19 protein-coding genes are annotated in these 24,440 nt (G+C 70.7%); 14 read left to right on the top strand and 5 right to left on the bottom strand.

Features of this window, described 5'->3' with window-relative positions:
• Positions 1-153: 153 nt before the first annotated feature.
• Together ACIBSV_RS12585 and ACIBSV_RS12590 are read left to right on the top strand one after the other, a co-directional pair.
• Positions 154-1,584 (top strand): gamma-aminobutyraldehyde dehydrogenase, encoded by a 1,431-nt coding sequence (locus ACIBSV_RS12585; RefSeq protein WP_395862073.1) that lies wholly within the window; start codon positions 154-156, stop codon positions 1,582-1,584.
• 195 nt (positions 1,585-1,779) lie between these two features.
• The gene (locus ACIBSV_RS12590) at positions 1,780-2,997 is read left to right on the top strand and encodes a spermidine/putrescine ABC transporter substrate-binding protein (RefSeq protein WP_395862075.1); all 1,218 of its coding nucleotides are present in this window, start codon (positions 1,780-1,782) and stop codon (positions 2,995-2,997) included.
• A 61-nt stretch (positions 2,998-3,058) separates the two neighbouring features.
• Here ACIBSV_RS12590 and ACIBSV_RS12595 read toward each other — a convergent pair whose 3' ends face one another.
• Positions 3,059-4,258: a cation:proton antiporter gene (locus tag ACIBSV_RS12595; protein ID WP_395862077.1), complete on the bottom strand. Its 1,200-nt coding sequence runs from the start codon at positions 4,256-4,258 to the stop codon at positions 3,059-3,061.
• Positions 4,259-4,363: 105 nt separating this feature from the next.
• On the opposite strand from ACIBSV_RS12595, the gene ACIBSV_RS12600 reads away from it, so the two are divergent.
• Positions 4,364-5,596, top strand: coding sequence for a geranylgeranyl reductase family protein (locus tag ACIBSV_RS12600; RefSeq protein WP_395862079.1), 1,233 nt, complete (start codon positions 4,364-4,366; stop codon positions 5,594-5,596).
• A 133-nt stretch (positions 5,597-5,729) separates the two neighbouring features.
• Here ACIBSV_RS12600 and ACIBSV_RS12605 read toward each other — a convergent pair whose 3' ends face one another.
• The gene (locus tag ACIBSV_RS12605) at positions 5,730-6,512 is read right to left on the bottom strand and encodes a hypothetical protein (protein WP_395862081.1); all 783 of its coding nucleotides are present in this window, start codon (positions 6,510-6,512) and stop codon (positions 5,730-5,732) included.
• Between ACIBSV_RS12605 and ACIBSV_RS12610 the strand changes: the two genes are divergently transcribed.
• Both ACIBSV_RS12610 and ACIBSV_RS12615 read left to right on the top strand, forming a co-directional pair.
• Positions 6,499-7,149: a hypothetical protein gene (locus ACIBSV_RS12610; protein ID WP_395862083.1), complete on the top strand. Its 651-nt coding sequence runs from the start codon at positions 6,499-6,501 to the stop codon at positions 7,147-7,149. The genes ACIBSV_RS12605 and ACIBSV_RS12610 overlap by 14 nt on opposite strands.
• Entirely contained in the window at positions 7,122-8,927 is a 1,806-nt protein-coding gene (locus tag ACIBSV_RS12615; protein ID WP_395862085.1) for a protein kinase, read from the top strand. Before ACIBSV_RS12610 ends, ACIBSV_RS12615 begins: the two co-directional genes overlap by 28 nt.
• A 24-nt stretch (positions 8,928-8,951) precedes the next feature.
• Here ACIBSV_RS12615 and ACIBSV_RS12620 read toward each other — a convergent pair whose 3' ends face one another.
• Entirely contained in the window at positions 8,952-10,565 is a 1,614-nt protein-coding gene (locus ACIBSV_RS12620) for a PucR family transcriptional regulator (RefSeq protein ID WP_395862087.1), read from the bottom strand.
• A gap of 319 nt (positions 10,566-10,884) precedes the next feature.
• Between ACIBSV_RS12620 and ACIBSV_RS12625 the strand changes: the two genes are divergently transcribed.
• The 8 genes from ACIBSV_RS12625 to ACIBSV_RS12660 all read left to right on the top strand — a co-directional run bounded on the left by ACIBSV_RS12625 (position 10,885) and on the right by ACIBSV_RS12660 (position 20,826).
• Entirely contained in the window at positions 10,885-12,387 is a 1,503-nt protein-coding gene (locus tag ACIBSV_RS12625; RefSeq protein WP_395862089.1) for a gamma-aminobutyraldehyde dehydrogenase, read from the top strand.
• A gap of 93 nt (positions 12,388-12,480) precedes the next feature.
• Positions 12,481-13,632 carry an ABC transporter ATP-binding protein gene (locus ACIBSV_RS12630; RefSeq protein WP_395862091.1) on the top strand — a complete coding sequence of 384 codons (1,152 nt, stop codon included), beginning with the start codon at positions 12,481-12,483 and terminating at the stop codon, positions 13,630-13,632.
• 14 nt (positions 13,633-13,646) lie between these two features.
• The gene (locus ACIBSV_RS12635) at positions 13,647-14,567 is read left to right on the top strand and encodes an ABC transporter permease (protein WP_395862786.1); all 921 of its coding nucleotides are present in this window, start codon (positions 13,647-13,649) and stop codon (positions 14,565-14,567) included.
• Complete coding sequence (locus ACIBSV_RS12640) at positions 14,567-15,367, top strand: ABC transporter permease (RefSeq protein WP_395862093.1); 801 nt, start codon at positions 14,567-14,569, stop codon at positions 15,365-15,367. The genes ACIBSV_RS12635 and ACIBSV_RS12640 overlap by 1 nt, the downstream gene beginning before the upstream one ends.
• 105 nt (positions 15,368-15,472) lie before the next feature.
• Positions 15,473-16,903 (top strand): NAD(P)/FAD-dependent oxidoreductase, encoded by a 1,431-nt coding sequence (locus ACIBSV_RS12645; RefSeq protein WP_395862094.1) that lies wholly within the window; start codon positions 15,473-15,475, stop codon positions 16,901-16,903.
• 404 nt (positions 16,904-17,307) lie between these two features.
• The gene (locus ACIBSV_RS12650; protein WP_395862096.1) at positions 17,308-18,810 is read left to right on the top strand and encodes a CoA-acylating methylmalonate-semialdehyde dehydrogenase; all 1,503 of its coding nucleotides are present in this window, start codon (positions 17,308-17,310) and stop codon (positions 18,808-18,810) included.
• Positions 18,811-18,997: 187 nt separating this feature from the next.
• A complete protein-coding gene (locus tag ACIBSV_RS12655) occupies positions 18,998-19,957 on the top strand; it encodes a metallophosphoesterase (RefSeq protein ID WP_395862098.1) in 960 nt (319 codons plus the stop codon).
• Between the two features lie 74 nt (positions 19,958-20,031).
• Positions 20,032-20,826 (top strand): tyrosine-protein phosphatase, encoded by a 795-nt coding sequence (locus tag ACIBSV_RS12660; RefSeq protein ID WP_395862100.1) that lies wholly within the window; start codon positions 20,032-20,034, stop codon positions 20,824-20,826.
• A 112-nt stretch (positions 20,827-20,938) separates the two neighbouring features.
• On the opposite strand, the gene ACIBSV_RS12665 is transcribed toward ACIBSV_RS12660, so the two are convergent.
• The gene (locus ACIBSV_RS12665) at positions 20,939-22,354 is read right to left on the bottom strand and encodes an APC family permease (protein WP_395862101.1); all 1,416 of its coding nucleotides are present in this window, start codon (positions 22,352-22,354) and stop codon (positions 20,939-20,941) included.
• A gap of 262 nt (positions 22,355-22,616) precedes the next feature.
• On the opposite strand from ACIBSV_RS12665, the gene ACIBSV_RS12670 reads away from it, so the two are divergent.
• The gene (locus ACIBSV_RS12670) at positions 22,617-23,546 is read left to right on the top strand and encodes an NAD(P)H-dependent flavin oxidoreductase (protein WP_395862103.1); all 930 of its coding nucleotides are present in this window, start codon (positions 22,617-22,619) and stop codon (positions 23,544-23,546) included.
• On the opposite strand, the gene ACIBSV_RS12675 is transcribed toward ACIBSV_RS12670, so the two are convergent.
• Positions 23,476-24,120 (bottom strand): phosphatase PAP2 family protein, encoded by a 645-nt coding sequence (locus tag ACIBSV_RS12675; RefSeq protein ID WP_395862106.1) that lies wholly within the window; start codon positions 24,118-24,120, stop codon positions 23,476-23,478. The genes ACIBSV_RS12670 and ACIBSV_RS12675 overlap by 71 nt on opposite strands.
• Between the last annotated feature and the right edge of the window lie 320 nt (positions 24,121-24,440).

The following is a 24,440-nucleotide window of genomic DNA, read 5'->3' on the forward strand; positions in this document are numbered from 1 at the left end:
TTTGATCAATGAGACAACTGATTCAGTTGTTGGTGTGGGATGGGGATGCGGATACCGACAGCAATCCGGTTAGGCTGGGATCGCGGCCCAGGTCGGGATCGACCCCCTCGCCGTCCTGCCGGCGCCGCCCCGTTTTCGAAGGAGACTTGGGACATGAGCGACCTGCGTACTCTGCGCAACTACATCGACGGCACGTTCACCGACGCCGCGGACGGCGGCACGCTCGACATCGTCGACCCCGCCACGGGCGAGGTCTACGCGACGTCCCCGCTCTCCCGGGAGCGGGACGTCGACGCCGCGATGCGCGCGGCGGCCACGGCGTTCGAGACCTGGAGCGAAACCACGCCCGCCGAGCGGCAGCTCGCGCTGCTCAAGATCGCCGACGCGGTCGAGAAGCGCGCGGACGAGCTGATCGACGCCGAGTGTCGCAACACCGGCAAGCCCCGCGCGCTCACCGCGTCCGAGGAAATCCCGCCGATGGTGGACCAGATCCGCTTCTTCGCGGGCGCCGCGCGCATGCTCGAGGGCAAGTCGGCCGGCGAGTACATGGCGGGGCACACCTCCATGGTGCGGCGTGAGCCGGTCGGTGTCTGCGCCCAGGTGGCGCCGTGGAACTACCCGATGATGATGGCCGTGTGGAAGTTCGCGCCGGCCCTGGCCGCGGGCAACACCGTGGTGCTCAAGCCGTCCGACACCACGCCCGCCTCCACCGTGCTGCTCGCCGAGATCATCGGCGAGATCCTGCCCGCCGGCGTGTTCAACGTGATCTGCGGCGACCGCGACACCGGTCGACTGATGGTCGAGCACAAGACCCCGGCGATGGCCTCGATCACCGGCTCGGTACGGGCCGGCATGGCGGTCGCCGAGAGCGCGTCCAGGGACCTCAAGCGGGTACACCTCGAACTCGGCGGCAAGGCGCCCGTCGTGGTCTTCGAGGACGCCGACATCGCCGCCGCGGCCGAGGGCATCGCCGGCGCGGGCTTCTTCAACGCCGGCCAGGACTGCACCGCCGCGACCCGGGTGCTCGTGCACTCCTCGATCCGCGAGGAGTTCACCGCCGCGCTGGCCGCCGCCGCGAACGCCACCTCCACCGGTCCGCAGGACGACGCGGACTTCGGCCCGGTCAACAACGTCAACCAGCTCGGGCAGGTCAGCGGCTTCATCGACCGCCTCCCCGGGCACGCGAAGGTCGAGGCCGGCGGGCACCGGGTCGGCGACAAGGGCTTCTTCTACGCCCCGACCGTGGTCTCCGGGCTGAAGCAGGACGACGAGATCATCCAGAACGAGGTCTTCGGCCCGGTCATCACGGTCCAGTCGTTCGAGGACGAGGCCGAGGCGCTGAACAACGCCAACGGCGTGCAGTACGCGCTCGCGTCCTCGGTGTGGACCAAGGACCACAGCCGGGCGATGCGGATGGCGAAGCGGCTCGACTTCGGCTGCGTGTGGATCAACACGCACATCCCGCTGGTCGCCGAGATGCCGCACGGCGGCTTCAAGCACTCCGGCTACGGCAAGGACCTCTCCGGCTACGGCTTCGAGGACTACACCCGGATCAAGCACGTGATGACCAACTACGACGCCTGATCCGGCCCGCCGCGCGAGCGGCACCGGCGACATCCGACACGCACCCTGTCAACTCCGCTTCGCGAGGGTTGACAGGGTGCGTGTTGCCGTCGGGGGCGGGTCACCGCCACGATGCGGTGGGCCATCTGTACGCACAGCGCGGTCCCCCGCCCACGGAGCAGGTCCCACCCCCCCGCATTCGCCAAGGAGTCGCCGATGACCCGCGCCCGCACTCGCGCCCAGTCCCCGCTGCGGATCGCCGGTCACCGGGTGGACCGGCGGATGTTCCTGCGCGGCGCCGGCGCGGCCGCGGCCGTCGGCACCCTGGCCGCGTGCGGCGTGCCGTCCGCGTACGTCCAGGAGAGCAAGCGCGCCGGCCGGGACCGGTCGGAGCAGGAGAAGGTGGTGCGCTTCTCCAACTGGGCCCTGTACATCGACATCGACGAGAACGACGAGCAGAAGCACCCCACGCTCGACGCCTTCACCGAGAAGACCGGGATCAAGGTCCGCTACTCGGAGGAGATCAACGACAACGACGAGTTCTTCGGCAAGATCCACCCGGCCATCCAGGCGGGCAAGGAGCCGGGGCGCGACGCGATCGTCATCTCGGACTGGATGTGCACCCGCTTCGTCCGGCTCGGCTGGGTGCAGAAGCTGAACAAGGCCAACCTGCCGCAGGTGGACGCCCACCTCGCCGAATCGCTGCGCAGCCCGGGCTACGACCCCAAGCGCGAGTACACCGTGCCGTGGCAGAGCGGGATGACCGGCATCGCGTACAACAAGAAGCTGGTGGACCGCGAGATCCGCTCGGTCAACGACCTGTGGCGCCCCGAACTCAAGGGCCGGGTCACCGTGTTCGCGGGCTTCATGGAGGCCGTCGCGCTGCTGATGCTGGGTGAGGGCACGGACATCAGGACCTTCACCGACGCGGATGTGGACAAGGTGATGGAGCGCATGCAGAAGCTGGTGGACAAGGACCACATCCGCAGCTTCACCGGCAACGACTACACCTCGGGCCTGGCCGGCGGCGACATCCTGGCCTGTCAGGCGTACTCCGGCGACGTCGGCCAGCTCAAGCTGGACAACCCCGACATCGAGTTCGTGGTGCCCGAGGAGGGCGCCGAGCTGTGGTCGGAGAACCTGATGGTGCCGAACAAGGCCGCGCACAAGACCAACGCCGAGAAGCTGATGGACTTCTACTACGACCCGGAGGTCGCGGCCGAGCTGGCGAACTACGTGGCGTACGTGTGTCCGGTGCCGGCCGCGCAGCAGGTGCTGGCCGAGTCCTCGGACCCGGAGATGCGCGAGTCGGCGAGCAACCCGCTGATCTTCCCGGACGCCGAGATGACCGCGAAGCTGCACGGCATGCGGGAGACCACCGAGGACGAGGAACGGCGCTGGGAGAAGGCGTGGGGGAACATCATCGGCCTGTGACCCGGCGGTCGGCGGCCGAGGTGCCGCGGGCCGGTGGCCGGCCGGTCGGTGGGCCGCGGGGTCAGCGCTCGGCGAGGGTCGGGTCGGCGGCGACGGCGCCGCGGTAGGCGCGCATCCCGAGCAGCGGGAACACCAGCACGGAGATCATCCCGGCACCGACCATCGCCGCGGCGGTGCCCGCGCGCAGTCGGCCCTCCTCCACACCGATGCCGGTGATGACCACGATCAGCGGCAGGCCGGCCGAGGCGAACAGGGCCAGGCCCAGGCGTACGGCCGACGGTGAGCCGCGCTCCATCAGGTACGTCGGCAGGCCGCGCGCCACCAGGAGCAGCGCCAGGAACATCGGCAGCATGGCGATCGTGCCGAAGTCGGCGAACAGCGCGCGGCCTTCGAAGCGCACGCCGCTGACCACGAAGAAGACCGGGACGAACAACCCGAAGCCGATCGCGTCCAGCTTGCCCGCGACCGTCTCGCGCGATGCCGCGGGCATGTCCGACAGCAGCAGCCGGATGACCAGACCGGCCGCGAACGCGCCGAGCAGGGCGTCCAGGCCGAGTTCGTCCGCGGCCCAGACCAACAGCGCGAGCACGAGCACCGACAGCCGGATGGCGAGTTGACCGCTGGAGTGCAGCGTCGCCCGGACCACCCGGTCAAGTGGGCCGGGCAGCGGACGGCGCGCGAACGCGAACGCGACCACCGTCAACGCCGCGAAGCACACCAGCGCGACCGCCGAGGCACCCGCGCTGCGCCCGCTCAGGAGCAGCGAGACGGCCACGATCGGGCCGAACTCGCCGAGCGTGCCGATCGCCATCACCTGTGCGCCGAACCGGGTGGGCAGCGCGCCCGCGTCGCGCAGGATCGGCAGCAGCGTGCCCAGCGCGGTGGTGGTCAGCGCGAGTCCGATCACCAGGCTCGTGGTGGCCGAGTCCGACCGCACCAGCAACAGGCCGAGCAGCAGGCCGACCACCAGGGACAGTGCCCAGCCCCACGTGGCCCGCCGCAGCGGTCGGCCGCTGAGCCGGGCCGGGTCGATCTCGAAGCCGGCCAGGAACATCAGGAACGCGAGCCCGAAGTTGGCCGTGAAGGTCAACACGGTCGTCTCCCGCACCCAGTCCAGCACCGACGGCCCGGCCACGACTCCGAACAACAGTTCCAGCACGACCGTGGGCACCGGGACCCACCGGCCGAGCAGGTCCGCGGTCAGCGGCGCGACGAATGCCAGGGTCAAGACGATCAGGAAGGGCGCGCTGTCGTGGGACACCGGCGGAGCATAGTTCGCGTTCGGGGGTGATCCGGGCAGACGCGCAGGCCGTCGGCCGACCTCCCGTCGAGAGCCGCCCGGACGGACGCACTAGGGTCGATATCCATGACTAGCAGCTCCCCCGAGGCCGTCTCCGTGCCCGCCGTCGAACTGCCCGCCGACCCCAGCACCGACCCCGGTGCCGAGCCTGTGAGCTGGGATGTCGTGGTGATCGGAGCGGGTCCCGCCGGGGCGTCGGCGGCGCTGGCCGCGGCCCGCGCGGGCCGACGGACGCTGATCCTGGACCGGGCCGAACTGCCGCGCTACAAGACCTGCGGCGGCGGCATCATCGGCCCCTCCAAGAACTCCCTCCCGCCCGGGTTCGAGCCGCCGGTCGAGGACCTGGTGCACGAGGTCGAGTTCACCCTGCGCGGGCGCCGCCGGCGGGTGCGCTCGGCCCGGACCACGCTGATCGGCCTGGTCGACCGGGCCCGCTTCGACGAGGCGCTGACCCGCGCGGCGGTGGCCGAGGGCGCGGTCCTGCGCGAGGGCGTCGCGGTCTCCCGGATCGCCGAGCGGGACGGCCGGGTGACGCTGACCCTGGCCGGCGGCGAGGTGCTGCGCGCGCACGCGGTGGTCGGTGCGGACGGCAGTGCCGGGCGCAGCTCGGCCTACGTCGGGGTCACCTTCGAGCAGGTCGATCTGGGCCTGGAGGCGGAGATCCCGGTGCCGCCGGAGGTCGCCGCGCACTGGCGCGGCCGGATCCTGCTCGACTGGGGCCCGCTGCCGGGCTCGTACGGGTGGGTCTTCCCCAAGGGGGACACGTTGACCGTGGGCGTGATCTGCGCCCGGGGCGAGGGCGAGGCCACCCGCGCCTACCTGCGCGACTTCGTCGGTCGGCTCGGCCTGGCCGGGTTCCGGCCCGCCGTCGAGTCGGGCCACCTGACCCGCTGTCGCAAGGAGAGCGCGCCGCTTTCGCGCGGGCGGGTGCTGGTCGCCGGGGACGCCGCCGGGCTGCTGGAACCGTGGACGCGCGAGGGCATCTCGTACGCGCTGCGCTCCGGCCGGCTGGCGGGGGAGCGGGCCGCGCTGATGGCCGCAGTGGCCGGCGACGCCGAGGTGGACAAGATCGGTGCCGACTACCACGCGGACATCGACGCCGTGCTGGGTCGTGAGATGCGCGCCGGACGGCTCCTGCTCGGCGTCTTCGAGCGGCATCCCGGGATGTTGCACCACGCGGTGACCACGCTGCCGCAGGGATGGCGGGTGTTCCGCAAGGTGGTGCAGGGGCGGACCACGTTCGCCGATCTGCTGGAGCGGCCCGCCGCGCGACGGGTGCTGGCGCTCACCGGGCACTGACGTCGGGCGGCCCCGGCCCGTTGTGCACGGGTCGGGGCCGTCCGGTTCGCCGCGCGCGCCCGCTCGGCCGGGTTCATGCTCGGCCGAGCGCACGGTCCGGGGCGGGCGCGCGCCGGGTGTGGTCGGGGTGCGATCAGTCCCGGTCCGCCTCGTCCTCGCCCTCGGCGGAACGGACCCGGCGCAGGCGCGTGCCCTGGAACAGCGCGTTGCCCACCAGCATCAGGCCGAGCGCGCCGCCGGCCAGTGACACGGTGTCGTCGCCGGGGCCGGTCTTGGGCAGGGTGCTCGGCGGCGGGGGCGCTTCGGTGCCGCCGGTGGTTCCGCCCGTGCTCGCACCACCGGTCGCGCCACCACCGGTGGTCCCGCCACCGGTCGTGCCACCAGCGGTGGTCCCGCCACCGGTCGTTCCGCCACCGGTGGTGGTGCCGGGTACGCCCGGATTCGCGGTGTTCACCGTGTACCCGATGAACGACGGGTCGTTGTTGTTGGCCCGGTTGACCAGGGTCAACGGTCCGGCCCGGCCCAGCACCACGGACGTGTCCGTCGCACCCTCGGGCACCACGAGCACGCAGAACGTGGAGATGTCCGCCTCCGGCGCGAGCGGGAGTCGCACCTCGGCGCGCGCCGCGCGCGGTTGCCGCACGGCCGGCAGGTATTCCACGGCCGCCGACCACCGCTTGGTCTCGTGCGGCCCGAGCGCGCCCGGTGCGCACTTGAACGTGGTGGTCCAGGCCGGTCCCGGGGACTTGAGCGCGGGCGCGGTCGAACATCCGGACACCGAGAGGATCCGGAGCGCGCCGGTGGTGCGGGCGTACACGTCGCGGGCGGGCTGGGCCCGGTCGGTGGCGTTGGTGACGGTGAACGCGATCGAGCCCCGGCCGTTGGCGTCGAAGGTGATCTGGGTGGACGTGGTCACCGCGAACGGCTCGGCCGTGGGCGGCACGGTCGGCGACGCGGAGCCGGACGGCGCGGTGGTGGGCGGGGTGGTGCTCGGCCGCGGTGTGGTCGGTGGTGGCGTCGTCCCCGGTTCGGTGGTCGAGGGCTTGGTGGTCGACGGCCTGGTGGTCGTGGGCTTGTTCGTCGTGGGCGGCGGCGTGCTGCTCGGCCGTTGTGAGGTGGGCGGCTTGGTGGTGACCGGTGGTCGTGTGGTCGCGGGCGGCTTCGTGGTGACCTCGCCCGTCGGGCTGTGCGTGTGGGTGTGCCCACCGCCGTACCGATGGACGGGACCGTTCCCCTCGGTATCCGCGACGGCCAGACCGGCGTTCAGAATCATTCCTATTCCGACCGGAACAGAAATTATCAACGCCGCGCGCTTGACGTTTTCTGATCGAAGTTTTTTCGGAGTGAACATGCGGTATCCCCCTCCCGCTATGTGTGACGATTCGTTCTACCATGTCCGTCCTAAGCTTTCGCAGGGCCTTTTTGAGGTAATCCCACGAAAGCGGCAATGGTCTGATCTTGAGAAGCGGCGGGACCTGGGGGAAAGCCGATGCCGGGCGGGCCTGGAGACGGTGGGGCGGGCTTTGTGGTCGGAGCCCGGTACGAGCTGGTGAACGTGCTCGGCAGCGGCGGGATGGGCACCGTGTGGCGGGCCCGGGACCGCCTGCTCGACCGACCTGTGGCGGCGAAGGTGATCAGCACCGGATGGGGGCGCAGCGCGTCCCAGTCCTTCCGGGAACGCAGCCTGCGGGAGGCGCAGGCGACCGCGCGGATCAATCACCCCAACGTGGTGCGGGTCTACGACTACGTCGAGGACGACGACCGGTTGTGGATCGTGATGGAGCTGCTCGACGCCCGCTCGCTGGACACGATCCTGGAGGAGGACGGGCCGCTCACCCCGCACGCCGCCGCGGCGATGGCCGTGCAGATCGCCCGCGCGCTCGGCGTCGTGCACGCGCACGGCGTCATCCACCGCGATGTCAAGCCGGGCAACGTGCTGCTCGAGCGGGACGGCCACGCCGTGCTGACCGACTTCGGCATCGCCGCGCTGGAGGGGGTCAGCGGGCTGACCGGGACCGGGGCGATCCTGGGCTCGCCCGAGTTCATGGCGCCCGAGCGGATCGAGAGCGAACACCCCGGACCCGCCTCCGACCTGTGGTCGCTGGGCGTCACGCTGTGCGCGGCGGTCACCGGCGCGTCGCCGTTCCGGCGCTCCACGCCGGTGGCCACGATGCACGCGATCGTGATCGCCGAGCCCGAGGTGCCCGAGGAGATCGGTCCGCTGGGACCGCTCGTGCGCGACCTGTTCCGGCGCGACCCGGCCCAGCGCCCGGACTCGGCGGAGGTGGAGGCCAGGCTGAGCGCGCTGCTCGCCGCCGAGGGGCGCCGGCACGCGGGCGAGTCGACCCAACCGATCCCGCCCACCGCACTCGGCCGGGCGCTCGATCGCGGGCCGGCCGAGCGGGGGCCGGTCGAGTACGGCACGAACGAGCGTGCCCCGGTCGAGGCGGACGACGACGCGACGCTGGTGCCGACCACGCATCCGCAACCACCGCTGCGCGACCTGGTCCCGCCCGCCCGGATCGCTCCCGACGACGGCACCCCGCTCGACCCGTTCCCGCGTGTGCCCGCCGCGCCGCCGCCGGGGCAGCGGCCGAGCACGCCGCCCGGCGGAGCCCACTCGCCGACCTTCCCGCTGCCGGGCCGCACCCGCCGGCCACCCCGCTCGCGCCGCCGCTTCCTGGCCGTGCTGATGCCCGTCGTCACACTCCTGGTGGCCGGCGCCATCGTCGCGGCGCTGCTGCTCGCCGACGGCGATGGCGGGACGAACAGGGGTGGCGCGAGCGGCAGCGAGGGGCCGTCGACCGCCTCCGGGACGAACGGCCGGCCCTCGACGAACCCGGTCGCGGGCCTCGCGCCGTACCCGGGCGCGACCCCGGGGACCGCGCCGATCCCGGTGCGCAAGGCGGACGAGAACACCTTCGCGTGGCAGGTCCCGCAGGGCTGGAACCGAAAGGAGCAGAACCAGAGCGTGATCTACTCGGACCCGGCCGGCGCGAGCGTGTTGACCGGGCGTACCGCGTTCCAACAGACCACGGATTTGTTGGAGCAGTGGCGCGACGACGAACAGAACGCGCCCAAGGTTTTTCGCGACTATCGGAAAGTGGTCTTCGGGGAACGCGCCATTCACGGTGCCAAGGGTGTGGTCTGGGAATACACCTGGACCGAGTCCGGTATTTCCCGGCACGCGATGTTGGCGGCGGTGATCGTCAATGGCATCTACATCGAGGTCGACGTCTTCAGCACCGAGCAGTTGTGGACGCGCGACGCGGCACTGCACGCGCTCGCGGTGACCGACTTCGCCCTCGCGGGCGCCCGCCCCGGAGCCTGAGCGCGGATCCCACGGGCGCCGCGCTCACCGGCGCAGCGCCTCCAGACCCAGCAGCGCCACGTGCAGCGACAGGCAGCTCTCCACCTGGTCCAGGTCGACGCCCAGGATTCGTTCGATCCGGTGCAGCCGCTCGTAGAAGGAGGGCCGGGACAGGTGCGCGGCGTCGGCCGCCGCGGACTTGTTCCGGCCGTGGTCCAGATAGACCTGGAGCATCGCGATCAACTGGGTGCCCTGCTGGGCGTCGTAGGCGAGCAGCGGCCCGAGTTCGCGCTCGACGTAGGTCTGCAGCCGCGCGTCGTCGCGCAGCAGGTGCAGCAGTCCGCGCAGCCGTACGTCGGGCAGCCGGTAGAAGGCGGCCTTGCCGCCCTGGTGCAGCGCGGCGTCCGCGACCTGGGTGGCCTCCAGGAGCGAGCGGCGCGCGTCGCGCACCGCGCCCACCGAGGAGCCGACCGCGACCACGATGTCGTCCGCGAGGTCCGGGGCGAGCCGGCGGATCGCCGCGGAGAAGCCCTCCAGCGCGCCGTCCTCGGTGTCCTGCGACGCGAGCGCCACCAGCAGCCCGACGTTGTCGTCGTCCAGGCCGCCGACCAGCGCCGCCAGTCGGCGCTCGCGCACCGCCGCGGCGGCGATCTCGGTGAAGTCGCGCAGCCGCGCCTGCGATTCCAGCGCGGCCGGGGTCACACTGCGCCGCAGCCGCAACACCACGCCGACCAGCCGCCGCCCCTCCAGCGGCACACCGAGCGCGCGGGCCCGCAGAGTCACCTCGGCCACCGTGTAGGAGTGGGTCAGGATGCCGGACAGCAGCGTGCGGTGGGTCTGCCGCTCCAGGCTCTCCCGGTCGCGCACCACCAGGCGGTTCAGCGCGAGGGTGGAGGCGGCCCGCTCCAGCAGCATGCTCTGCTGCGCGAGCGGTGGCGTGCCGTCGCCGACCAGCACCAGTCGGCCCCAGTCGTGGCCGCGCGCGCCGACCGTGGTCACCAGCCACCCGGTGCGTTCGTCGAAGGCGGTCCGGGCGGACATGCGCAGTTGCCGCGAGCGGTCCTCCCAGTTCTCCAGGAGGGTTTCGGCGACCACCCCGGGCGCGTCGTAGGCGAGCACCTGGTGGGCGAGGTTCTCCAGGATCACCGGGCGCCCGGCCATCCGGGACGCCTGCCGGACGATCTCGGCGGGTTCGGCGCCCTCGACCGCGAGTTCGTTGAACGCCTGGTGCACCGCCTCGGACGCCTGGAGTTCGGCGAGCTGGGCGTCGATGATCAGCCCGTGTACGGCCTCGGTGATGCCGATGAACCGAGTCTCGTTGCGCAGCGTGATCACCGGGAGGCCGACCTGCTCGGCCGCGGCGACCAGCGCGCGCGGCAATTGGTCGGTGTAGCGCCGGCCCAGCTCGACCACGAGACCGGCCGCGTCCACGTCGGCGAGATCGCGGATGTAGCGTTGCAGGCCCTCGCGCTCCTCGGGGAGCGCGATGCCGGTGGCCATCACCAGCTCGCCACCCTTGAGCAGCCGGGTCACGTCCGGCAGCTCGCTGATGTGCACCCAGCGCACCGGCCGGGCCAGGCCGCGTTCACCCGCGACCACCTGCGGGCGGCCGCGCCGGACGATATCGAGGGCCAGTACGTCGGCGACCGTGGGGAACATCCGAAAACCTCCGCGAGCTGACTTCGGCCCGACCGCGACGGCGGTTGGTTCCCGAGGGAAGCGGGAATCGGCGAGCAATCTGTAAACGGCTCGGCGGGCGATACTTCCATGGTGACAGGTCGTCGAGCGGTTCGACCCCCGACCCCGGGGTCGATCGCGACGATTCACGACCTGTAAAGCCCACGTCCTCGTACCTGTCGATGTGCCTGTTGCGGCACCCCGTGTCGAAACGGCATCGTCCTACGCTGACGCGGCTCACGCGCATAACCGCCACCCGCGGCGCCCGTCGGCTCATCGAAAACCCCCTTGGAGGGCTCCCATGCCTGTGCAGGACTTCGGCAAAGGTCATCAGTACGTCGGGGGACAACTGCGGCAGGGCTCGTCCGGAGAGACCTTCGACGTCACGAACCCGGCGACCGGCGAGACGGTCGAGACCCTCACGCTGGCGGACCCCTCGGACGTGGACGCGGCGGTAGCCGCCGCCAAGGGCGCCTTCCCGCAGTGGTCGCGGGCCACCCCGGGCGAGCGGGCGACCGCGTTGAACCGGCTGTCGGTGCTGCTGGAGGAGCGTGCCGAGGACTTCGCCCGCGTCGAGAGCGCGCAGGCGGGCAAGCCGATCCGGCTCAGCACCGAGTTCGACGTGCCGGGCACGATCGACAACACCGCGTTCTTCGCGGGCGCGGCGCGCAACCTGGAGGGCAAGGCGGCCGGCGAGTACTCGGCCGGCTCCACGTCGATGGTGCGCCGCGAGGCGATCGGCGTGGTCGGCTCGATCGCGCCGTGGAACTACCCGCTCCAGATGGCCGCCTGGAAGATCCTTCCGGCGATCGCCGCGGGCAACACCATCGTGCTCAAGCCCGCCGAGATCACCCCGCTGACCTCGCTGATGTTCGCGCGGGCGTGCTCCGACGCGGGCATCCCCGACGGCGTGGTCAACGTGATCACCGGCAAGGGCCGGACCGTCGGTGAGTACCTGATGGGCCACGCGGACGTGTCGATGATCTCGTTCACCGGCTCCACCGGCGTCGGCAAGCGGGTCGGCGAGGTCGCGCTGCAGACCGTCAAGCGGCTGCACCTGGAACTCGGCGGCAAGGCCCCGTTCGTGGTCTTCGACGACGCCGACCTCGACGCCGCGATCAACGGCGCGGTCGCCGCGTCGCTGATCAACTCGGGCCAGGACTGCACCGCCGCGACCCGCGCCTACGTGCAGCGCCCGCTCTACGACGCTTTCGTCGCGGGCGTCGCGGAGTTGTACGACGGGGTGCGGCTCGGCGACACGATGGACCCCTCGACCGACCTCGGCCCGCTCGTCTCGCGGCGCCAGCAGGAGTCGGTGGCCGGCTTCGTCGAGCGTGCCCGCGGCTACGGCGCGACGATCGTGACCGGCGGCGAGATCCCCGGCGGCGAGTTGGCCAAGGGCGCGTTCTATCGTCCGACGCTGGTCACCGACGTGGCCCAGGACAGCGAGATCGTGCAGGACGAGATCTTCGGCCCGGTCCTGGTCGTGCTGCCGTTCGACAGCGACGAGGAGGGCATCCGCCTCGCCAACGACACCCCGTACGGCCTCGCCGCCTCCGCGTGGACGCGGGACATCTTCCGCTCGCTGCGCGCGACCCGGGAGATCCAGGCCGGCTGCGTGTGGGTCAACGACCACATCCCGATCATCAGCGACATGCCGCACGGCGGCTACAAGGCGTCCGGCTTCGGCAAGGACATGTCGCAGTACTCCTTCGACGAGTACACCCAGGTCAAGCACGTCATGTACGACGGCACCGGAATCGCCCGCAAGGACTGGCACCGGACGATCTTCGGAGATCGGTAACCACCCCATCGAGCGGGCGGTCGGGAGCGCGAGCCCTCGACCGCCCTTGCGGCCGGCGGACGGGCCCCGGCCCGCGATGCGGCGAGAGGAATCATGACTGAGCAGCAGCGGGCCGGCGACTCCGGCGACGTCTCCTTGGCGGGTCTGAGCAAGCACTACGGCGACTTCACGGCCGTCCGACCCATGGACCTGACGATCCCGGCGGGATCGTTCTTCGCCCTCCTCGGCGCCTCGGGGTGCGGCAAGACCACGACGCTGCGGATGATCGCCGGACTGGAGCAGCCCTCGACGGGCAGCGTCAGCATCGGCGACCGCGACGTCACGGCGCTGCCGCCGTACAAGCGCCCCGTCAACACGGTGTTCCAGAACTACGCGCTGTTTCCGCACCTGAGCGTGGCCGACAACGTCGGCTTCGGGCTCAAGCGGCGCGGCATCAAGGACACCGCGGGTCCGGTCAAGGACATGCTCGACCTGGTCGAGCTCGGGCACCTGGCCAAGCGCAAGCCCACCCAGCTCTCCGGCGGTCAGCAGCAGCGGGTCGCGGTGGCCCGGGCGCTGATCAACACGCCGCAGGTACTGCTCCTGGACGAGCCGCTGGGCGCGCTCGACCTCAAGCTGCGGCGGCAGATGCAGCTCGAACTCAAGCGCATCCAGACCGACGTGGGCATCACCTTCGTGCACGTGACGCACGACCAGGAAGAGGCCATGACGATGGCCGACACGATCGCCGTGATGAACGGCGGCCGAATAGAGCAACTCGGCTCGCCGGTCGAGCTGTACGAGGCGCCGCGCACCACCTTCGTGGCCAACTTCCTGGGCCAGTCCAACCTGATCGAGGCCAAGGTGACCGGGCGCGCCGACGGTGATCTGCTGTTGGACGCGCAGGGCAACCGGCTGGTGCTGCCCGCGGCCCGTTCGTCCGCCGACGGCGACCGGCTGGTGATGGGCATCCGTCCGGAGAAGATCACCATCACCTACGCGGCGGACGCCACCATCGCGGACGGCCGCAATCGCCTCGACGGCGGCGTGATCGTGGACGCCGCGTTCATCGGCGTCTCCACGCAGTACGTCGTGCGCATGCCTTGGGGCCAGGAGTTCACCGTGTTCGAGCAGAACATGGAGCGCGACCCGCGTGTGGTGCCCGGCGCGACGGTGATCCTGCACTGGAACCCGGGGCACGGCTTCGGCCTGGAGTCGGGCGACCTGACCGCGGGCATCGCCGAGGCGAGCGAGGACGCCGCGTGAGCGCGCTGGGCACCCTGGGCGCGGGCACGACGGGGGGTGCGGAGGACACCAAGGCGACCACGGAGCTCGAACGGCGCGGCAGATGGGTGCCGTACGCGCTGCTCGCTCCCGGTCTGCTGTGGCTGGTGGTGTTCTTCGCCGTCCCGATGGCGGTGCAGGGCTCGACCTCGCTGCAGACCGGCAACCTGAGCAAGGGCTACGACCTCACCTGGCACTGGGCCACCTACTGGGACGCGATCGAGCAGTACTACCCGCAGTTCCTGCGCTCGTTCGGGTACGCCGCCGCCGCGACCGTGATGTGCCTGGTGATCGGCTACCCGCTCGCCTACGCGATCGCGTTCAAGGCCGGCCGGTGGCGCGGCATGTGGCTGGTGCTGGTGATCGCGCCGTTCTTCACCAGCTTCCTGGTCCGCACGCTGGCCTGGAAGACGATCCTCGCGGACAACGGGATCGTCGTGGACGTGCTCAACAAGCTGCACTTCACCAACGTCACGGCGTTCCTCGGACTCACCCAGGACGACCGGGTGTTGGCCACGCCGCTCGCGGTGATCTGCGGTCTGACCTACAACTTCCTGCCGTTCATGGTGCTGCCGCTGTACGCGTGCCTGGAGCGGATCGATCCGCGGCTGCACGAGGCCGCGGGCGACCTGTACGCGTCGCCGAAGACCACCTTCGTCAAGGTCACCTTCCCGCTGTCGCTGCCGGGCGTGGTCTCCGGCACGCTGCTCACCTTCATCCCGGCGTCCGGCGACTACGTCAACGCGCAGTGGCTCGGCTCGCCCGACACCGGCATGGCGGGCAACGTGATCCAGACCCAGTTCCTGCGGGTGCTGGACTACCCGACCGCGGCCGCCCTGTCGTTCATCCTGATGTTGCTGATCGTGCTCATGGTGACGGCGTACATCCGCAAGGCGGGGACGGAGGACCTGGTCTGATGGCCGTCGTCAACTGGTTGCGTCGCAACGTCATCGTGCTGTTCGGCCTACTCGCGCTGGGCTACATGACGCTGCCCAACATCGTCGTGCTGATGTTCTCGTTCAACGATCCGAACGGGCGCTTCAACTACACCTGGAACGGCTTCACGCTCGACGCGTGGAAGGAGCCGTGCGGGGTCGCGGGCATCTGCGACTCGGTCGCGGTCAGCATGAAGATCGCGGTGTTGTCCACGATCGCGGCCACGGTGCTCGGCACCGCGATCGCGTTCGCGCTCGGCCGCTATCGGTTCCGCGCCCGCGGCGCGATCAACACGCTGCTGTTCCTGCCGATGTCGATGCCCGAGGTGGTGATGGGCGCCTCGCTCGGCACGCTGTTCCTGAACATGCGGATCAACACCGGCTTCGTCACCATCCTGATCGCGCACATCATGTTCTGCCTGAGCTTCGTGGTGGTCGCGGTCAAGGCCCGCGTGCTGGGCATGGACCCCAAGCTCGAAGAGGCCGCGCAGGACCTGTACGCGTCACCCACCCAGGTGTTCCTGCGGGTGACCCTGCCGCTCGCGGCGCCCGGCATCGGGGCGGGCGCGATGCTCGCCTTCGCGCTGAGCTTCGACGACTTCGTGATCACGAACTTCACCTCGGGCAACACGGTCACCTTCCCGATGTTCGTCTACGGCGCCGCCCAGCGCGGCACCCCGCCGCAGATCAACGTGATCGGCTCGGCGATGTTCGTGATCGCCGTGCTGATCGTGATGATCGGACAGATCCGCGCGTCACGGCGGGCCAAACAGCGGGCGTAGTTCGTCCGTTGCATGATGATCAATCCCAGATCTGTAGCTATGCGGTGAAACCGCCGGGGTCCGACAAGGGGACCCCGGCGGGCCCCGCGAAAGTGGTGAAACCCCATGGGTCCCCGGAACACGTCGGATCCTGCCCCCTCGGTCGAGGCCGTCCGCTCGCTCGCGGACGCCGCGCCGACTCCCTTCTGGCTCGACCGGCCCGACCGCCCCGAGCCGCGCGCGGCCCTGGTCGGCGACCAGCACTGCGATCTCGTGGTCGTCGGCGGCGGCTATTCGGGCCTGTGGACCGCGCTGATCGCGAAGGAACGCAACCCCTCGCGCGACGTGATGCTGGTCGAGGCACACGAGATCGGCTGGGCGGCCTCGGGTCGCAACGGTGGATTCTGCGCCGCGAGCCTGACCCACGGCTTCTACAACGGCCTGGACCGCTGGCCGAACGAACTGGCCCGGCTGGAGCGGCTGGGCGAGCACAACCTGGACGAGATCCAGGCGGCGGTCGAGCGCTACGGCATCGACTGCGCCTTCGAGCGCACCGGCGAGCTCAACGTCGCGACGCAGCCGCACCAGGTCGAGGAACTGCGCGAGGAGATCGAACTCGCGAAGCGGTACGGCACCGAACTGACCTTCCTGGACCGCGACGAGGTCCGGGCCGAGGTCGCCTCGCCGACCTATCTCGCGGGCGTGTGGGACAAGACCGGCTGCGCGATGGTGGACCCGGCCCGGTTGGCCTGGGGCCTCAAGGCCGCGTGCGAGTCGCTGGGCGTGCGCGTCCACGAGCGCACCAAGGTGACCGGACTGGCCGAACACGGCTCCGGGATGGTGCTCGAGACCGCGTACGGCCGGATCTTCGCGGGCAACGTGGCGCTGGGCACCAACGTGTTCCCGTCGCTGGTCAAGCGGTTGCGGCCGTTCGTGGTCCCGGTCTACGACTACGCGATGATGACCGAGCCGCTCACCGAGGAGCAGCTCGCGGCGGTCGGCTGGCACAACCGGCAGGGCATCGGCGACACGAACAACCAGTTCCACTACTACCGGCTCAGCGCGGACAACCGGATCCTGTGGGGCGGCTACGACGCCATTTACCACTACGGCTCCAAGCTGTCCTCGGACCTGGACCAGCGGCCGGAGACCTTCGCGAAGCTCGCCCAGCACTTCTTCGAGACGTTCCCGCAGCTCGAGGGCCTGCGCTTCACCCACACGTGGGGCGGTGCGATCGACACCTGCAGCCGCTTCTCGGCGTTCTTCGGCACCGCCTACAAGGGCAAGGTCGCGTACGCGCTGGGCTACACCGGCCTGGGCGTGGGTGCCACCCGCTTCGGCGCCGAGGTGATGCTGGACCGGCTCGACGGCCGCCCCACCGAGCGCACCGAACTCGAGATGGTCCGCACCAAGCCGCTCCCGTTCCCGCCGGAGCCGATCAAGTGGGCCGGCGTCTCGATGACCAAGTGGTCGATGGACCGCGCCGACAAGAACGGCGGCAAGCGCAACCTGTGGCTCAAGGCCCTCGACAAGGTAGGCATGGGCTTCGACAGTTAGAACCGCGCTGCGCGCGGGGCGGCTGTGCCGCCGGGCGGCCTCCGGCCGCTCTCCTCGCGCGCTCGTCGATCACTTCACGCGATCGAGTCGGGGGCGCTGACGCGCCGTCGGGCAGCCGGGTGAGCATGCGCCTCACCCGGCTTCCGGTGCGCCGTTCCCGAGCCCCGGCGGGGGCCGCGAGGCCATGATTCGCCCGCCCCGCGAGGTGAATCCGCAGCGTCGTCCCGAAACGTAACGGGTGGGCGGGTGGCACCCCAACACCGACCAAGACGGTCTGTAAGGCGAACGCCCCAACCGCCGACACTGTGAACCTTGAGCCCACACCCTCCGGCCAGCAGACTGGCAAACCGTACGGGGCTTGTGCGGCCCCTCGCCAGAACCGCATCCCCCCGGAAGGTCGGACCGTGACGAACCACGTAACCCACTGGATTGCCAACGCGGAGTGGACCGGTACCTCCGAGCGTCGGGGCGACATCCACAACCCCGCCACCGGCAAGGTCACCGGCACGGTCGACTACGCCTCCGTGGCCGAGGTCGACGAGGCCGTCTCGGTCGCCGTCCGCGCCTTCGCCGGCTGGAAGAACGCCTCGCTCGCGAAGCGCTCCTCCGTGCTCTTCAACTTCCGCGAGCTGCTCAACGCCAAGAAGGACGAGCTCGCCGCGATCATCGTGGCCGAGCACGGCAAGGTGCACTCGGACGCGCTCGGCGAGATCGCCCGCGGCCAGGAGGTCGTGGAACTCGCCTGCGGCATCCCGCACTTGCAGAAGGGCGGGCACTCCGAGCAGGCGTCGACCGGCATCGACGTCTACTCGATCCGCCAGCCGCTCGGCCCGGTCGCGATCATCTCGCCGTTCAACTTCCCGGCGATGGTCCCGATGTGGTTCTTCCCGATCGCGATCGCCACCGGCAACACGGTGATTCTCAAGCCCAGCGAGAAGGACCCGTCCACCGCGAACTTCCTCGCCGACCTGTGGAAGCAGGCCGGGCTGCCCGAGGGCGTGTTCAACGTCGTGCACGGTGACAAGGTCGCGGTCGACCGCATCCTGGAGCACCCGGACATCAAGTCCGTCTCGTTCGTCGGCTCGACCCCGATCGCCAAGTACGTGTATGAGAACGGCACCCGCTACGGCAAGCGGGTGCAGGCGCTCGGCGGCGCCAAGAACCACATGCTGGTGCTCCCGGACGCCGACCTGGACCTGGTCGCCGACGCCGCGGTCAACGCCGGTTTCGGTGCGGCCGGCGAGCGCTGCATGGCGATCTCCGCCCTGGTCGCGGTCGAGCCGATCGCCGACGAGCTGATCGCCCGGATCAAGGAGCGGATGACCAAGCTCCGGGTCGGCGCCGGCAACGACGCCCAGTCCGAGATGGGCCCGCTGGTCACCCGGCAGCACGCGGACAAGGTGCTGTCGTACGTCCAGGCGGGCGAGGACCAGGGCGCGACGCTGGTGGTGGACGGCCGCGAGCACCCGATCAACGGCGCCGACACGGCCGAGGGCTACTGGGTCGGCCCGACCCTGTTCGACAACGTCACGCCCGGGATGTCGATCTACACCGACGAGATCTTCGGCCCGGTGTTGTCGGTGGTCCGGGTCGAGTCCTACGACGAGGGCCTGGCGCTGATCAACGCCAACCCGTACGGCAACGGCACCGCGATCTTCACCAACGACGGTGGCGCGGCCCGCCGGTTCCAGAACGAGGTCGAGGTCGGCATGATCGGCATCAACGTGCCGATCCCGGTCCCGGTCGCCTACTACTCGTTCGGCGGCTGGAAGAACTCGCTGTTCGGCGACCTGCACGCGTACGGCGCCGACGGCGTGCAGTTCTTCACCCGCGGCAAGGTCGTCACCCAGCGCTGGCTCGACCCCAGCCACGGCGGCATCAACCTGGGCTTCCCGACCAACGACTGACATACCGCGCGCCGTACTTCGCGCGCAGCCCGCCCGACCCCAATGACGTGGTCGGGCGGGCTTCGTCGTTCCCGCGCGCGCCGGGCGGGCTTGCCCATTTCTTCCGTACGCCTTCCCTGGCAGCATGCGTGACGGGTCGTCAGATGATCAATCGGCGGCCGCGACGAACGCGACAGGGGAACGGCGCATGCCCATCGACGACAGACCGGACGGCGATACGGCCGTCCGATTGATCCAGATCTCCGACGTGCACTACCGGGACGCTCCGGGCACGCACGGGTTCGTGCAGCACGACCCGGACGCCGGATTGGCGGCGGCCCTCGCGCACGCCGCCGACGCGCTCTCCGCCGCCGACGTGTTGGTCGCGTCCGGCGACCTGGCGGACACCGGCGAACCGGGCGCCTACCGGCGGCTCGGGGACGTGCTGCAGGAGCTCCCGGTGCCGGTGTACTGCCTGCCGGGCAATCACGACAGCCACGACGCCTACACCGCGGGCCTGCCGCGTACCGGTGTGCACCTGGAACCCGCGGTGCGGATCGGGAAGTGGCTGCTGCTCATGGTGGACACCAACGCGCTCGGCCGCGAACACGTGGGCGACGGCGTGTACCGCGATCTCGACGACCGGATGACCCGGGCCGACGGGCCCGAGCTCAGCGCGCCCGAGGCGGCCCGGATCCGGGAGATCCTGGCCGGGTCCGACGCCGAACACGTCCTGCTGTTCGTGCACCAGCCACCACTCGCGGAGATCTCCCCGCACCTGGACCCCTCCGGTCGACTCGGCGCGCTGCTCGGCGACTTCGGGCACATCCGGGCCATCTCCGGCGGCCACCTGCACGGCAGCCTGGAGGGCGAGTTCGCCGGTGTCCCGGTGTTCGTGGCGCCCTCGACGACGTACAGCATCGACTACGCCGGCAGGCACTTCGACGGCCCCGGCTACCGGACGTTCACGCTGCACCCCGACGGGCGGGTCGAGTCCCGGGCGCACACCGCGCCCGGTCCGATCACGGACGCGATGCGAGCCAAGCCCGCACCGCGCTTTCTCACCGATCTCATGCTGGGCGTGGTGACCATCGAGGAGATGCGCGAGATGACCGACGAGGGGTTCCTGGAGCGGTTCGGCGAGCCGCGTCCGGTCCGCGGCGCCTGAACCCGCCGCATTCGTTCGGCGGGTCCCGGGACCCGCGCCGAGGCAGTACGAGCCCGAGCAGCACGAGGAGACACGTGACACAACATCAGGCGGACGCCGGACTCGCCCTCGAAGGGGTCCGCAACTTCCGCGACATCGGCGGACTGCCCACCGCCGACGGCCGGCGGGTGCGCGCCGGCCGCTACTTCCGCAGCGGCCACCTGGCCAAGCCCACCGACGCGGACCGCGCGGTGATCGCGGAGCTGGGCATCCGGCTCGTGGTGGACCTGCGCAGCCCGGCCGACATCGAGCTGGACGGCGCCGACGTGCTGCCGGACGGCGCGCGATGGCTCAACCTGCCGATGTCCGACCCGGCCCGGCACTCGGACTTCTGGAGCGATCTGCGCAACGCCGACCTGAGCGTGCTGCGCGAGCGGCTCGGCAACGGGCGCGCGGAGAAGTCGATCGCGGCGGACTACCGCGACCAGGTGGTGAACCGGGTCGACAAGCACGCGGAGATGTTGCGCGCGATGATCGACGCCGACGGTCTGCCGGTGGTGGTGCACTGTTCGGCCGGCAAGGACCGGGCGGGCATAGCGGCGGCGCTGGTGCAGCGGATCGTCGGCGTCTCCGCCGACGACGCGGTGGCGAACTACCTGGTCAGCAACGAACCGGGCAACCGCTACGAGCCGAACAGCGACAAGCTCGCGATGCGGCCCGGCCTGCTCGAACTCTTCCAGCCGTTCCTGGAGGTACGCGAGGAGTACCTGCGCGGCGCGCTGGAGGTGATGGACACCCACTGGGGCGGCTTCGACGCCTACCTGGAGCGGGGCCTGGGCCTGGACGCGGACCGGCTGGACCGGTTGCGGTCGGCGCTGTTGGAGGACTGAGCCGGGCGGCGGACCGAAACGGGTCCGGACGCGCCCGAGGGCGGTGCCCACAGGAGGAGGCACCGCCCTCGGGCGGGTACGGCGTGCGGCGGTTGCCGCAGGCCCGCGACGGTCAGGAGTCGTCGGCCATCAGCTTGATGTTCCAGCGGGTCTCCTGGCGCGGCCGCAGGTACAGCACCCAGTACAGCGCGGCCAGGACCAGCACACCGCCGGTGATCAGCAGCGCACGGGTGGGCTGTTCGGTCAGCACGTAGATCATCGCCGCGATCAGCAGCACCGGGATCGCGGGCCACAGCGGCATCCGCCACGCCTGGGTGGTCTTGTGCGCGCCCTTGCGCGCGACCAGCACGGCGAGCGCCACCACCAGGTAGAGCGCGGCGACCGCGACGCCGGTGACCTCACTGAGGAGCGTCGTGGGTACGAAGCACAGGAGTGCGCCGGGCACGCCGACCACGAGCGTGGAGACCCACGGCGAACCGAACCGGTTCACCTTGCCGAAGGCCCGGTTGATCGGCTCGGGCCAGGCCCGGTCGCGGGCCGAGGCGTAGACCACCCGCGAGTTCTGGATCACCATGACCACGCCCGCGTTGATGATCGCCAGCGCGATGCACAGGCCGATGAAGGTGGCCATGCCGTGGTTGGACCAGCCCTCGACCAGGCCGAGGATGTCGCCGCCCGCCAGGGTCGCCTGGTCGGGTGCGCCCAGCGAGATCGCGATGGTCGGCACGATCAGGATCACGCCGCCCAGACCCAGGGTCCACAACACCGTGCGGGAGACCGTGCGGCGCGGGTTCTCCATCTCCTCGGCCAGGTAGACCGCGGTGGAGAAGCCCTGGAGGGCGAACAGCGCGCCGGCCATGCCCGCGATCAGCACGGCCATCTTCACCGGATCCGTCGTGTTGCCCGCGGTGTCCGCGATGACCTCGGGCTTGATCAGCGTCGAGGTGGACTGGTGCGTGTTGGCGAAGCCGAGGAAGGCCACGATCGCCGCGGCGATCACCTCCAGGGCCAGGAACACGCCGGTCACCCACGCGTTCGCGCGCAGGTCGAGCAAACCCATGATGGTGGCCAGGATCATCACCGCGGCGCCGGCCCACAGGGTGTCGATCGTCGCGATCGAGGTCAGATAATCGGCGGTGCCCAGCGCGATGATCGGCGGCACGATCATCACCACGATGGTGGCGATGATGAAGACCAGCCAGCCCATGAAGCGGCCCATCAGGGTGCCGACCATGGCGTACTCGCCGCCGGCGCTGGGGATCAGGGTGCCCAGCTCGGAGTAACAGAACGCGACGCCGACGCACAGGACGGCGGCCACGACCAGGGCCAACGCGGTGCCGGAGCCGAGCGTCTCGAACATGTCCGGAACGATCACGAAGAGCGAGGACGCGGGGGTCAGACAGGAGAGGGTGAGCAGTGTGCCGCCGACGACTCCGATGGAGCGCTTGAGCGGGGCGGGGGTACCACCGGCGTCGAGGGTGACTGGAGTCAGGGTCCCGGACGGCGGTGGGGTTGTTTCAACAGCCATGTGCGCTACCTCTGCGGGACAGCGGGGTGCGGTTATCGCCTCCGGGACGGATGGTGAGCCGTTCGTACCTTCCGAACGGTGCGGCGTAATACAAACGCCCGTTTGATCACCCGTCAAGATCCCGTTAGCAACTGATTCCGCAGGTTGTACGCCCAGATTTCATCGAATAACGCTTCAAGCTGGCATCTGATGGCGCGTAATCCGCAGATTGCGTCGCGGGAAAAGTTTTCTCACCGTTCACCTGTCGAGATAGCCTCCGGCCATGGTCAACCGCGTACTCGCGCACACCGGCGCCCGGCACCCCGTGATCCAGGCGCCGATGGGTTGGATAGCCCGCTCCCCACTGGCCGCCGCGGTGTCCGCGGCGGGCGGGCTCGGGATGGTGGAGACCTCCTCCGGCGAGGTCGACGCCTGCCGCCGGGAGATCGACACGATGGTCGGCTCGGGATTGGTGTTCGGGGTCAACCTGCCGCTGATGTTCCTGCGCGACGACCGGCTCGTGCGGCACGTGGCCGACGCGGGCGTGCGCTTCGTGACCACGTCGGCGGGCAACCCGGCGACCTTCGTCGACCTGCTGCGCGAGCACGGCCTGATCGTCTATCACGTGGTGCCCTCGATCCGGGCCGCGCGCAAGGCGGTCGACGCCGGCGTGGACGGACTGGTGGTGGAGGGAGCCGAGGGCGGCGGCTTCAAGAACCCGGCCGAGGTGTCGCTGCTCGTGCTGCTCCAGGGCATCCGGGAGATCACCGACCTGCCGCTGGTCGCGGCCGGCGGCATCGTGGACGGGCGCGGCATGGCGGCGGCGTTCGCGCTGGGCGCCGAGGCGGTACAGATGGGCACCCGGTTCCTGGCCTCGGCCGAGAGTCCGGTGCACACCCACTACAAGCAGGCAGTGCTAGCCGCGGACGAGACCGGGACCGTGGTGGTCAACCGCTCGGGCAGCCCGACCATGCGGGTGCTGGGCACCGACTTCTCCCGCGCCCTGGCCGCCTCCGGCGGGCCGGCGCGCAGTTCGCTCGACGCGATCCAACGGTTGTACTTCGGCGGCGACATGGAGGCGTCGCTCGCCTCCGCGGGTCAGTCGGTCGGCCTGGTGCACGAGGTGGAGACGGTGGCCGCGATCATCGAGCGGACGATGGCGGGCTTCCACGAGGCGATGGCGACGGCGGCCCGGCGGGCGGCCGAGGTCTGAGCCCGGCGGCGTCGGCCACCCGAGCCGCCGTCCACAGCACGATCGCGCACAGCGCCCACGAGGCCAGCACGTCGGCGAGCCAGTGGTAGTCGCACCACATCAGCGCGAAGCCGATCGCGGCGCACACGAGCACCGCGGCCCATGTGCAGTACCGGCCCGCCCGCGCCGAGGCGACACGCCCGAGCAGCAGCGCGGCGATCCCGAAGCAGACCGTCGAGGTCGCGGTATGGCCGGACGGGAAGAAGCCCCACTCGTCGGCGGGCACGGGCGATTCGCCGGGTCCTGGCCGACCGATCAGGTCCTTGCCGCCGATCACCGCGACCATCACCACCAGCACCGCCCCCGCCGCGATCGCGAGCGGGTACCCGCCGCGCGCCCGCCAGGTCGCGAACAGCGCCGCGCAGGCGAGCACGATCCCGGCCGGCAGCGGTCCGCCGAGATCGGCGAGCAGGTGCATCGGGCCGTCCAACCAGGCCGCGCCCCGCGCGCCCGCCAGATCGCGCATCGCGTCGCGCACGGTGCGATCGAGCGCGATCGAGGGTCCGCTTTCGGCCACCACCTGGATGGTGAGCACGACGAGCACGATGGCGGGAATCAGCGGCGCTACGAGGCCACGCGTGTACTGTGAGTGAACAGACCACCGCCCCGGAACGGGGGGCGTTGTCCCGGGGCGGCCGCCGGCTTGCTCAGGGCCGGCGTCGGTGGAAGGTCTGTGCATCTCACTCGAAGATACGCGGAGAACAGGTCGGCAGGTTCCCGACGCGCGGCCTTCTCACAAAGCCTGCACACGTTCTCCACGGTCTGGAAGGCGAGACATACACGCTGTACGTTGGAGCATTGAAGGGTGTGAGCGGCGTCACAGCGCGTGTCGCGTGAGGCCGGCCGCCCCGGAGA

Source organism: Embleya sp. NPDC050154 (assembly GCF_044460165.1).
Lineage (GTDB): Bacteria > Actinomycetota > Actinomycetes > Streptomycetales > Streptomycetaceae > Embleya.

Excerpts from the sequence above, each read along its gene's own strand:
- ACIBSV_RS12585 (WP_395862073.1), top strand. The coding sequence starts at position 154 with ATGAGCGACCTGCGTACTCTGCGCAACTACATCGACGGCACGTTCACC.
- ACIBSV_RS12590 (WP_395862075.1), top strand. The coding sequence starts at position 1,780 with ATGACCCGCGCCCGCACTCGCGCCCAGTCCCCGCTGCGGATCGCCGGT.
- ACIBSV_RS12600 (WP_395862079.1), top strand. The coding sequence starts at position 4,364 with ATGACTAGCAGCTCCCCCGAGGCCGTCTCCGTGCCCGCCGTCGAACTG.
- ACIBSV_RS12620 (WP_395862087.1), bottom strand. The coding sequence starts at position 10,565 with ATGTTCCCCACGGTCGCCGACGTACTGGCCCTCGATATCGTCCGGCGC.
- ACIBSV_RS12625 (WP_395862089.1), top strand. The coding sequence starts at position 10,885 with ATGCCTGTGCAGGACTTCGGCAAAGGTCATCAGTACGTCGGGGGACAA.
- ACIBSV_RS12630 (WP_395862091.1), top strand. The coding sequence starts at position 12,481 with ATGACTGAGCAGCAGCGGGCCGGCGACTCCGGCGACGTCTCCTTGGCG.
- ACIBSV_RS12640 (WP_395862093.1), top strand. The coding sequence starts at position 14,567 with ATGGCCGTCGTCAACTGGTTGCGTCGCAACGTCATCGTGCTGTTCGGC.
- ACIBSV_RS12645 (WP_395862094.1), top strand. The coding sequence starts at position 15,473 with ATGGGTCCCCGGAACACGTCGGATCCTGCCCCCTCGGTCGAGGCCGTC.
- ACIBSV_RS12655 (WP_395862098.1), top strand. The coding sequence starts at position 18,998 with ATGCCCATCGACGACAGACCGGACGGCGATACGGCCGTCCGATTGATC.
- ACIBSV_RS12665 (WP_395862101.1), bottom strand. The coding sequence starts at position 22,354 with ATGGCTGTTGAAACAACCCCACCGCCGTCCGGGACCCTGACTCCAGTC.
- ACIBSV_RS12670 (WP_395862103.1), top strand. The coding sequence starts at position 22,617 with ATGGTCAACCGCGTACTCGCGCACACCGGCGCCCGGCACCCCGTGATC.